Source organism: Coleofasciculus sp. D1-CHI-01 (assembly GCF_040218875.1).
Classification (GTDB): domain Bacteria; phylum Cyanobacteriota; class Cyanobacteriia; order Cyanobacteriales; family Coleofasciculaceae; genus Coleofasciculus.
In genome coordinates, this window is record NZ_JAVJQP010000041.1 from 1 (window position 1) to 10,593 (window position 10,593).

General features: G+C 46.3%; 10 protein-coding genes. 1 reads left to right on the forward strand and 9 read right to left on the reverse strand.

The window, feature by feature from the left end:
• The coding region (locus RIB93_RS07785; RefSeq protein WP_446371909.1) for a PA14 domain-containing protein at positions 1-945 on the forward strand (945 nt) is incomplete at its 5' end.
• A 161-nt stretch (positions 946-1,106) separates the two neighbouring features.
• Here the strand turns inward: RIB93_RS07785 and RIB93_RS07790 are convergent.
• The 9 genes from RIB93_RS07790 to RIB93_RS07830 all read right to left on the reverse strand — a co-directional run.
• Positions 1,107-1,943, reverse strand: coding sequence for an ABC transporter permease (locus RIB93_RS07790; protein WP_446371927.1), 837 nt, complete (start codon positions 1,941-1,943; stop codon positions 1,107-1,109).
• Positions 1,944-2,195: 252 nt separating this feature from the next.
• Entirely contained in the window at positions 2,196-3,929 is a 1,734-nt protein-coding gene (locus RIB93_RS07795) for a diflavin flavoprotein (RefSeq protein WP_446371911.1), read from the reverse strand.
• 117 nt (positions 3,930-4,046) lie between these two features.
• Positions 4,047-4,679 carry a phosphate-starvation-inducible PsiE family protein gene (locus RIB93_RS07800; protein ID WP_446371913.1) on the reverse strand — a complete coding sequence of 211 codons (633 nt, stop codon included), beginning with the start codon at positions 4,677-4,679 and terminating at the stop codon, positions 4,047-4,049.
• 130 nt (positions 4,680-4,809) lie between these two features.
• On the reverse strand, positions 4,810-4,944 hold the full coding sequence (locus tag RIB93_RS07805) for a hypothetical protein (RefSeq protein ID WP_446371915.1): 135 nt from the start codon (positions 4,942-4,944) through the stop codon (positions 4,810-4,812).
• 107 nt (positions 4,945-5,051) lie between these two features.
• On the reverse strand, positions 5,052-5,603 hold the full coding sequence (locus RIB93_RS07810) for an EF-hand domain-containing protein (protein ID WP_446371917.1): 552 nt from the start codon (positions 5,601-5,603) through the stop codon (positions 5,052-5,054).
• 115 nt (positions 5,604-5,718) lie between these two features.
• Entirely contained in the window at positions 5,719-6,657 is a 939-nt protein-coding gene (gene cysK / locus RIB93_RS07815) for a cysteine synthase A (RefSeq protein WP_446371919.1), read from the reverse strand.
• Positions 6,658-6,924: 267 nt separating this feature from the next.
• Entirely contained in the window at positions 6,925-9,582 is a 2,658-nt protein-coding gene (locus tag RIB93_RS07820) for a cyclic nucleotide-binding domain-containing protein (protein WP_446371921.1), read from the reverse strand.
• A 73-nt stretch (positions 9,583-9,655) separates the two neighbouring features.
• Entirely contained in the window at positions 9,656-10,252 is a 597-nt protein-coding gene (locus RIB93_RS07825; RefSeq protein ID WP_446371923.1) for a ferritin-like domain-containing protein, read from the reverse strand.
• A gap of 117 nt (positions 10,253-10,369) precedes the next feature.
• Positions 10,370-10,593: hypothetical protein (locus tag RIB93_RS07830; RefSeq protein ID WP_446371925.1), on the reverse strand; the 224-nt coding region annotated here is incomplete at its 5' end.

Consider the following 10,593-nt stretch of genomic DNA (forward strand, 5'->3'; position numbering starts at 1 on the left):
CAAGCGGGTCAACAGTATGACATCCGCATGGACTACTACGAAAACTTTGGCAAATCGGTGGCACAATTGTTGTGGTCAAGTGAGAGTCAAAGTAAGGAGATTATTCCTGAATCTCAGCTTTATTCTCCTACTGTTGATACGCCCAGTCCAGATGTGAGTGGTAACGGTACAGGTTTAACTGCCGAATACTACAATAACCGCGATTTTACCGACTTAGCCCTAACTCGCACCGATGAAACTGTGAACTTTAATTGGGGTTCAGGTTCACCCGATGCGGCGATAGATCCCAATACCTACTCGGTACGTTGGACAGGGTTTGTGGAACCTCTCCATTCAGAAACATATCAGTTCAAAACCTCTTCTGATGATGGGGTGCGATTGTGGGTGAATGACCAGCTACTGGTTGATAATTGGACAGACCATGCGGCTACCGATAATCGTGGCACGATTGACCTACAGGCGGGACAACAGTACGAAATTCACATGGAGTACTATGAAAACCGAGGAAAGTCAGTGGCACAACTGGCTTGGTCGAGTGCGAGTCAATCGGAGGAAATTATCCCTCAAAGTCAGCTTTATGCGGCGATTACCAGTGATTTTTCGGTCAATGAAATGATGCAGAATACTGCTAATTCTTTGACAACGGCTGCGTCGGGAGGTGACGAAATTTTAGGCAATACGGGTGTCGATGCTTTCGACAATGGTGGAGATTCGCATCTGATTTTAACTGAAGAAAAGACTCTTCAGGATAGTTTTGATCCTTCAACTGGAGAACTGACTTTAGCTAGTTACCAAGAAGCATCAGACTCGGTTGCTGCTAGTGAAGTGACGCCGATTAATCTGACAAACAGCACCGGTATCGGAGATCCTTTCACCAATGAGACTGTTGAATCTCTGATTGAAATGCCTCAAGCTGAACTGCTGACGGTTCCAACTCTTGTTTAATAGCGAATCCGGTTAAGTTTAGACGACGAGGGTGATAATAGGGCACGGCAATGCCGTGCCCCTACCCTAGAATCAGGAAAAATGTACCATTGCTCCCCCTGCTCCCTCTGCTTCCCCAGCTTCCCCCGCTCCCCCTCACCACAAGACTTATTCAGTAGCCCCTAAATATGGGGATCTAAAGCGTCTCTTAAACCATCTCCGAGTAAATTAAAGGCTAAAACGGTTAGGGTAATAAACAAACCAGGAAACAAAATTGTCCAGGGAGACGATAGAGAATAGCCACCCTTAAATGCATCGGATAACATTGTTCCTAATTCGGGTGTGGGAGGTTGTGCGCCTAACCCTAAAAAGCCTAACCCCGCCGCTTCTAAGGTAGCCGTACCAATAGAAAGAGTGGCTTGCACGACTAAAGGACTCAAGCTAGCAGGTAAGATATGATAAACAATAATCCGTCCCGGTGTAGCACCAAACGATCGCACGGTTTGCACAAAGTCCTGTTCCCGCAAGGATAGCACCATAGAGCGAGTCAAGCGGATGAAAATGGGGACTTGCACCACACCCACAGCAATCATCACACTGGAAATACTTGGACCGGTTACGGTAACGATCGCGATCGCGAGTAGAATTGAGGGAAAGGCTAACAGGATATCGGTTAACCAGCCAATCACGGTTTCTAACCCACCCCGAAAATACCCCGCGATTAACCCCAACACGACTCCCACAATTAACCCTAATCCCACGGAAACTAAACCAATAAACAAAGACGTGCGTAGCCCATACCATACCAGGTCAAGAATATCTCGTCCCAAACCATCGGTGCCAAACCAATGATCCAAGCTGGGGGATTGCAACCGGGCGGTATAATTGCGATCGGTTGACGGGTTATAGGGATTGAGAATCGGTGCAAACAGCGCCAATATGATGATAGTAAGCGTGATTCCCAGACCAATTTTGCCAGATGTTGATTGTCTAAATCGTTGAACGGCTTTGTTTTCCATCGAGAAAGGAAACAGGGAGATGGGGGAGATAGGGAGGATAGGGGAGATGGGGAGAATAGGGGAGATGGGGAAGATTAGAGAGAAATTGTCGAAACTTTCCGGTGAAACGTCTATTGTAGGGGCGGGTTTTACCATTAACATTTGATTTTCACCCTGATGTTACTAAACCCGCCCCAACGAAGTCCAATAATGCCAATGACATAAGACAAATGACGAATGACATAAGACAAATGACATAAGACAAATGACAAATCAATAATGATTTCCCGATTTACGATGATGTACGGCAGTCATCCCGATTGATTGCAATACTTGACCATTATCAACAACAGCATAGACTAACCAGTGATCGCCGCAGTCCATCCGACTCTGCACTGTACATTCTAAATAAGCCAGGGCATCTTTGATAATCGGACAACCATTTTCCGCTGTTTCCGTCTCTAACCCCGCAAACCGATCATCCCCTGGGGCAAAGGATTGTAAAAAGTGTCGCCTTACATTCATCCCTTCTTTTAAGATATTCAGGACAAAACTATCTTCCGTATGCGTCAGAGACTCAACTGCCCGATCTTTAGCAATCGCAACAGTAATCCCTGGCGGATTGAATGAGGCTTGCGTTACCCAAGAGGCTAACATCCCACTACGAACATTACCACGCTGCCCTGCAACAACACACAATGACCCGACAATTCGTCCCACCGCCTGCGCCGTTCGGTCAATTTGGGCGCTGCTGACGGCTTGTTTGGGGGCGCGGAATTTCTTGGATTTTTTCAGCGCTTGGGCAAAGTCTGTGCCGACTTCTTTACAATATTGAATTGTCTCGTCGTCAGGTTTAAACTTAACCCGAATCGGTTCAAATCCCAGGCGATACCCCGCATCTAAGAGTTTGCTTTCAATTTCATCAACGGCTTCGCCACTCCAACCATAGGAACCAAACACCCCAGCCAGTTTGGTTTTGGCGGCATTGGAGAGGACAATCCCTAACGCCGTTTGCACTTGAGTGGGGGTATGTCCACCCAGGGTAGGGGAACCAATCAGAAAGCCATCACAGCGTTGAATCGCGGCTTCAATCTCCCCAGGTTCGGCAAATTCACAGTTAATCGATTCGACGGCTGCACCAGTTTTGGTAATTCCTCTGGCGATCGCTTGGGCTAATGTGGCAGTATTCCCATAAGCTGATGCATAAATTAGTGCTATTGTCAAGTCTTGTTCCGTCTGCTGCTGACCCCATTGGCGATAATCATGGATGAATCGACTGAGGCTATAACGAACAATCGGACCATGACCCGGAGCATATATTTTAGCCGAGAAGGGGACCAGTTTGTTCAGGGCGACGTCCACCTGTCGCGCTTGGGCAGCATGGAGACAATCATAATAGTAGCGTCGGTCTTCGTCTAGACGTTTCCAGTTTTCGTCAAAGAGTTCATCACCGCAGACATGGGCACCGAAGAGTTTATCGGTAAATAGGATACGACTTTGGGGGTCATAAGTACATTGTCCATCGGGCCAACGAGGTGTGGGAATGGGGATGAATTGTAGCTGATGATTTTGACCTAAGTCTAAGGTTTCCTCGCCTTTGGGTACCCAAATATTGCATTGGTGTTCCCGTAAGGCATTTTGTAACGCAACCGCCCCAGCTTTAGAACAAACAAAGGTAATTTGGGGGGCTAATTCTAGTAAAGCTTTCAGCGTTACCATCCGGTTGGGATTGACGTGACCTAAAATTACATAATCCAGTTGCTGCACATTTAGGCATTGCTGCAATTGAGTCAGGAAGATTTCAGTAAACGATTCCCCTGGCGGATCAATCAGCGCTGTTTTATCGGCTTGGATAAGATAAGAGTTGGCGGTTGTACCCCGTTGCAGGGAATATTCTACCTCAAACTTGAGTCTATCCCACGTCCGCGATCGCAAAACAGTTGTATCCGCCCCTTCAATGGCGGCGACTTGGACATCACGGGGTTTAATATCAGGTATTGTAGTCATCGATAATCAGTTGGACGAAATTAATGTTGACGTTTTAGATTAGTAAACAGTTACCTTGGTCGGTTGGGTTGAGGTACGACACCCAACGTTAGGGTTAGCGTAAACATTGTGTGGTAACTACAGCCTTAATTGCTTGTCCGTTGTATTCGTTACCGAGTCGGCGACACCCTTGGTTATCGGATCGAAGTGACCCATTTTATTTGCCACAACAGCCGTATTGGGATAAGGGCTTAATGGATTATCGTGAGACTCCGACATCTGAGGAAGGGTTTGTTTTTTATATCGCAGTGACAACTGTTTCTCTGGGTCAATTCCATCGAATGTTGGCGGCAAGTAGACTCGTACAATTAGTAAGGCTGCCATTACGATTAAAAACGCACATGCCGCTAAAATTTGAATCCAGGAGGTTTCCAATACTCCCCGCACAATCACTTCTCGCAGCACAGAGACAATCGAAACTTCTACCGCGACGCCTATCGATACTCGTTGTTCTTGTAAGTAAATAATCAGCAGTCGGAATAACTCAACCAAAATCAGCAAGAACAGAATATCTGACGTCACGCCAGGGAAATCTAAGGGCGGTAGCAACTCCACAAACATCTCTCGTAGCTGAATCGCCATAAAAGCAAATAAGCCAACACAGAGGGAAATGATAAATAAGTCTTGAATTGTTTCCAGCGCCCGGACAATGTGATTCCGCTTAACCTTTTCGTACCAGTTCGGCGGCGAGGATGGTAGAGGCTCGTGCATGGGAGGTTCCTTCTGTATCACTAGCCCCTAGCTTACATTGTTAACGCTTATCGCTACAACATTTTTTTATTTGTAAATCTAATGTCTTACATCAACAGATTATAGAGGGAGAGAGGCTGACGATGAAACCTTAAATATCAATAATGACGCCATCCTTGTAGTACAAGCCTGTAGAAATGCCACTGAGAATTCCTTCATCCTGCGCCAACTGACACCCGATGTCGTAAGCTTGCACCTCATTCACCTGCATAATTTCGTCAATCAATTTTCGGGTTAGCCTCCTCCGCTTCTGCAAGCATACTAATCGCGATGGGATCTTTAATCAATTTTGCCGGATTCTTCAGTTTCTCCCCCCTGTGGAATCCTCTACCGCTACATTCCCATAGAACCGTAAAACCAATTGGCGGGTGATTGTGTATCTTGACTTGTGTGATAGTCATAGGAATTCTGGGCAAATTCCTCTCGGGATATGAAACCATCATTGTCCGTATCAATATGAGAAAAAGCAATTTTAGCGTCGGCTTCAGAACTCCCTATCGTCGTCAAAAAAACACTAAACTCTTTTTCATCAATGCTTCCGTTACCATCTAAATCAATAGCGTCATAAAGCATTTTATTCCAGTCCGTACCAATTTTTCTGGCGTTAGGCGACTCGATAAAACGTTCACAAGCCTTGATGTATTCTTCCAGAACTACTTTATTGTCACCATCAACATCAGCGGGTTTGAAATAACCATCCCAAATTTTACGATAAGCCGCCGTAATTTTGTTATGCTCTGGAGAACCTGGATTAATACCCAGCTTTTGAGCAACCTTTTGAGCTATTTCCTCAAAGTCTGATACCGTTACAACTCCATCATTAGATACGTCGTATTTATTGAACGCAAATGAAGTCTTTTTCTTGAGAAATTCAGATAAAGCCATAACTTAATCTAGTCATCTAGTTTTTTTAACTTTTATATATAAAACCCAAAATATCGAATCGTCAAGGTTATTCAAGTAAAAAAAATTAAACATTTGGTAAATTTAACTAAAGTTTTTAAGATAAATGGGCAAACATTGGTGTACTCAGATACCGTTCTCCACCACTCGGTTGAATCACCACAATCAGGCGATCGCGATTTTTGGGACGACAACCTATCTGTAACGCAGCATACACCGCCGCCCCCGACGAAATGCCACTCATAATTCCTTCATCTCGCGCTAACTGACGCCCGATGTCGTAGGCTTGCAACTCACTCACCTGCATAATTTCGTCAATCAAATTCACCCGCAACACGTCAGGAACAAACCCTGCACCAATTCCTTGGAGATTGTGGATTCCCGCCGATTTACCACTTAAAACCGCACTCTTAGTTGGCTCAATCGCCACAATTTTCAGTTGGGGTTTTTGTTGTTTGAGATAGCGCCCCGCCCCCGTGAGTGTTCCCCCAGTGCCAACGCCTACCACAAGAATATCAATTTGTCCATCTGTCGCTTGCCAAATCTCTGGACCCGTGGTTTGATAATGGATTTTCGGGTTAGCGGGATTACTAAATTGTTGTGGGGAAAACGTATTCGGGAGAGTCGCCAGCAACTCATTCGCCCGTGCGATCGCACCAGCCATATCTGCTTTAGCAGGTGTCAGCACAACCTCCGCACCATAAGCTTTCACCAGTTGCTGACGTTCACGACTCATATTTTCGGGCATAGTTAAAATTAAACGATATCCCTTAGCCGCACAAACCATGGCTAAACCAATACCCGTATTCCCCGATGTCGCCTCAATAATCGTCGAGACTCCCGGCTGAATCAATCCCGCCTCCTCCGCCTCCGCAACCATACTAATCGCGATTCTGTCTTTAATCGATTTTGCCGGATTCATCCCCTCCAGTTTTAAGACAATTGTGGCGACGCAGCCGTGGCGTTGAGGAAGGCGTTGAAGTTGCACCAGGGAGGTGCTACCGATAACATCTGTAATATTCGAGTAAATTTTCATTCGTCATTCGTCATTCGTCATTTGTCATTCGTCATTTGTCATTCGTCATATCATGTTCGGTGGTGTCGAGAGTCTATCATAATCTGTAGATATACCGTAGGGTGGGCATTGCCCACCAGCATACCAGTCAGGGCATTGCCCACCAGCATACCAGTCAGGGCATTGCCCACCAGCATACCAGTCAGTGACATTTCACATATAGCACTACGCATTAAGGTTAGGACTTATGTAAAAGCTGAAAACCTGTTGGAGTCAAAACACTGAAATTCACCCGATCATTAATTGAAAGAAAACCAGTGTAAAACCAGCCATCAGCACCAAATGAGGCAAATTGTTCCAGAACGGACGTTGGGTAATTTTTAACAACGGATAGATACTGAACGCTAAAATTGAAAGCAACGTCACCCCCTGTAAAAAACTCGCCACATCCATACTCCAGGTTAACGTTGGCAAATTCGCCCCAGAATAGCCAAAAGTACGAGCCATAACGGGCAGAATCTGACCTGCTTCCGTAATTCCGGCTGGCACATAATAGGCTAAATTCGCCGCTAACACCATGGGCAGATAGGCATAAATGACCCTTAAATAATCCGGCATTTCTTGGTCAAATAAACGCGCCAGTTGATGGGTTAAATAGGTCGCGACAAAGGGAATCAGCAGCAATAACGTTACCACAGGGAACGCCGTCAACAAATGTTCAGAATCTAAGGGTATATTCCCAACACCCAACCACCCTAGAATCCGGTGCGAATAGTGCATAAAGACTCCGCCAAATAAGAGCAACATCAACGCCACTTCTGCCCAAAACCCTTGATGATTCTCCAATAAATCCGCCGCCGGAAATCGCAAATTGAACTGTGCTGAACGGTTCGGACAAGCCTTAAGACAGGTCATACATAACACACAATCTCGATTATCCTGTAACTGAGCCGGATGAGAATAGAGAGGACAACCCCCCGTTGCTTGTCCTTCATTCGGTAAGGGATTACTAAAATTAACGGGTGTCGCCTCACTACCTTTATAACAGCCAAACGTACTGCATTGACTACCACAAACTTGCTGAACTGACCGCACTTCAATCATAGAAAGTTTGGCAAACATCCCATTCATTCCACCAATGGGACAGAGATAGCGACACCAGAGGCGGCGTTCATAAATGACACTACAAATCACCGCACCCGCAGCAATTGCGACTAATAGCCAAGAGGACAGGTAAGGCGTATGAGGTAAATCCCAGAGTTTCTCCCACAAATAAATCGCCACAAATCCGGCAAATAACACCCAAGCGCCCCACTTATTTAACCATTTCGTGGGCCACGGTAAGAGTTGGCGCGGAAATATCCATAGGGAGACTTTTCTAATCCATTCGCCTGTAATCATAAACGGACATATTGCACACCAAAGGCGACCGACAAAGGCAAATAAAAAGAGGTAGAGGGACCACCACCATGCCCAGAAAAAATTCAAGGTGATGCTGGCATCTCGGCTTTGCGGACCGATATATCCCATCACTGTCACTGGGATAAAAATTGCCATAATGATAAACCAGAAGCGTTGGGGCCACCAGTCACTTAAGAGAAATTTACGTAACCAAGGTAGTTGGTTGAGTAAATCGACGCGGAAGGCATTTTTCTTTGATTCGACAGACCAAAGAACCTGTTCTGGAATCACCGATTGTCCGGCGGGTGTCATCAAGACGGCGCGTTGCAGGATTCCTGCGAGTTCGGCAATATTTCCCGGATAATCATAACTGATTAAACGGCGCAAATTGGCTTGATCTAGCTGTAATATTTCCTCGCGTTGGCGACAGAATTTCTGGAGGAAATAGCGAGCAAATTCGGGAATATCTCCTTTACGTTGGGGGAGGCTAAAGAGTTTGATGGTATGAACATCTACCCCAGACTGGGCGATTTTTTGGGGACTGGCGAGGATCAGGCGCACCCAGGATTGGACAAGGGATGGCGGTGATGATTCCTCAGGTTCGGGGTTGGGATTGGGAGTAAAGCTGCCTGTTTTGATCAAGTGAATTAGGCGATCGCGTTCTTGGGGGGTTAAGAGATGGACATTATCAATCAGTAAACTCCCCCGTTCCAGCAGTTCAATCACCCCCAGTTGTTCTCCCTGTTTACCAAATAGGGTATCAGTATTCACGACACCCGCTTCAGTTTTGGGTAACTCAGCGCAGTCAATTTCGGCAAACTGACGGTTTTGCAGGGATGAACCAGCATGAATTAACCCCGCCAAGAAGGTTTTCCCACTCCCGGCTGGGGCTTGAAACATGACAGGTTTTAGGTCATCCTGGGCTTGTTGAATCTGCGATCGCAGTTTTTTAGTGGCTTTACTCGTACCAATGATATCTTCTCCCCTGGATACGGGCTGAATATAGCGCTGTAACCCCTGAATTCTCGCCTGTTCCTTTGCCATTCGCATGGCAAAGTTGGCTAAGTCTTGCGCCAATAGGGTATTTATTGCCCCTTGAAAGTCTGGATAGGTGCGACAGAGGGTACGAAACTCAACTTGTCCGAGGAACCAAATTTCACTCTTCGTCAGGGCGACGGCGCTAGCGCGATAGCTAGCGGTGTCTTGGTTTTCTACTAATGGCACATAGCCAAAGGTTTCCCCCGCATTGCGATAGGTAATATGGGTTCTACCCACCAGAGAATGGCGATAAATCTCCACAGTTCCCCATTTGAGTAGATACAAACCCGCTGGCTGTAATCCTTGGCGATAGATTTCGCAATTCGGTTCCACTGTCAAGGGTTGAAATGCCCTCGCCATAGCGTGAATCGCAGCATCGCTAAGTTCGCCCCAAACTCGGTGAAAACTCAACCAGTTGCAGCATTCCTGAATTGCCTGATCATCTAGAGTTATATCGACATCAGGGGTAGGTTGGAGAGGGAGTTGTTCAATCTGGCTGGCTGTCATAAAATCGCCCTGAAAACCTCATATTCGTTTTTACTTATCAGTTCATAACAAAGGACAAATGACCAATGACTCGTTACAATCGACGATAACAGCGCTCAAAAGCAGGTAAATGGCGATTAGCGGAAGCGTCACGTAATTGGGAGAAAGCCGCAACGATATCAGGTTCTTGGACAAAGGATAAGAAGCGATCGTACATTTTGAGATTCTCGATTTCGCCGTCTATGCTGATTTGACAGACGGTTTTTAGGCTATCGGGTGCCTCAATCGTTCCAGTAAACGTATCCGCTGGTACTGGCACTCCATACTTCATGAACAGGGTTTCCAATCGTTGAGCGTGTCTGGCTTCGGCGTGAACAATATTACTAAATGGTCGCACACTACCGAACTTATTGATAACCGCTTCGTAGAAGGCGCGGGCTTTATATTCATCTTCGATGGCTTCAACCAACGCGGCTTGGGTTTCGGGGTTGAGTTGATACACAACATGACTGGGTTGTGAAAAGCCTCTCTCCTTGCAGGAGAGAGGTTTGGAGAGAGGTTGTCTAGATCCCGTCAAAAGTAAGGGGAATCGACACCCTCTGCGTCGTCGCCGATGGTTGCCCGTCTCTAGGGTTGTCTGGCGATGCCGACGATGCTTGTGCTGCCTTTGGTTATGGTGAAGGTTATTCATGGAGGTTTCCCTATCTATATCTCTATCGTTGCCTGATCCAGGCATCAACGAGGGATCACGTCAATTTTCTTATAATTATTTTATATCACTATAAAGTTATTTAACAATCTTATTGTTTCATCCGTAGTCTTCCCCATCTCCCAGACGTTCCGGTGGAACGTCTCTACTCATCTCCCCTATCTCCCCTATCTCCCCTATCTCCCCTATCTCCCCTATCTCCCTCATCTCCCCTATCTCCCCTATCTCCCCTATCTCCCCTATCTCCCCTATCTCCCCTATCTCCCCTATCTCCCCTATCTCCCCTATCTCCCCTATCTCCCCTATCTCCCCTATCTCCCCTA

Bases quoted from the DNA above. Each gene is read 5' to 3' on its own strand.
- RIB93_RS07790 (WP_446371927.1), bottom strand. From the start codon at position 1,943: ATGGAAAACAAAGCCGTTCAACGATTTAGACAATCAACATCTGGCAAA.
- RIB93_RS07795 (WP_446371911.1), bottom strand. From the start codon at position 3,929: ATGACTACAATACCTGATATTAAACCCCGTGATGTCCAAGTCGCCGCC.
- RIB93_RS07800 (WP_446371913.1), bottom strand. From the start codon at position 4,679: ATGCACGAGCCTCTACCATCCTCGCCGCCGAACTGGTACGAAAAGGTT.
- RIB93_RS07810 (WP_446371917.1), bottom strand. From the start codon at position 5,603: ATGGCTTTATCTGAATTTCTCAAGAAAAAGACTTCATTTGCGTTCAAT.
- cysK (WP_446371919.1), bottom strand. From the start codon at position 6,657: ATGAAAATTTACTCGAATATTACAGATGTTATCGGTAGCACCTCCCTG.
- RIB93_RS07820 (WP_446371921.1), bottom strand. From the start codon at position 9,582: ATGACAGCCAGCCAGATTGAACAACTCCCTCTCCAACCTACCCCTGAT.
- RIB93_RS07825 (WP_446371923.1), bottom strand. From the start codon at position 10,252: ATGAATAACCTTCACCATAACCAAAGGCAGCACAAGCATCGTCGGCAT.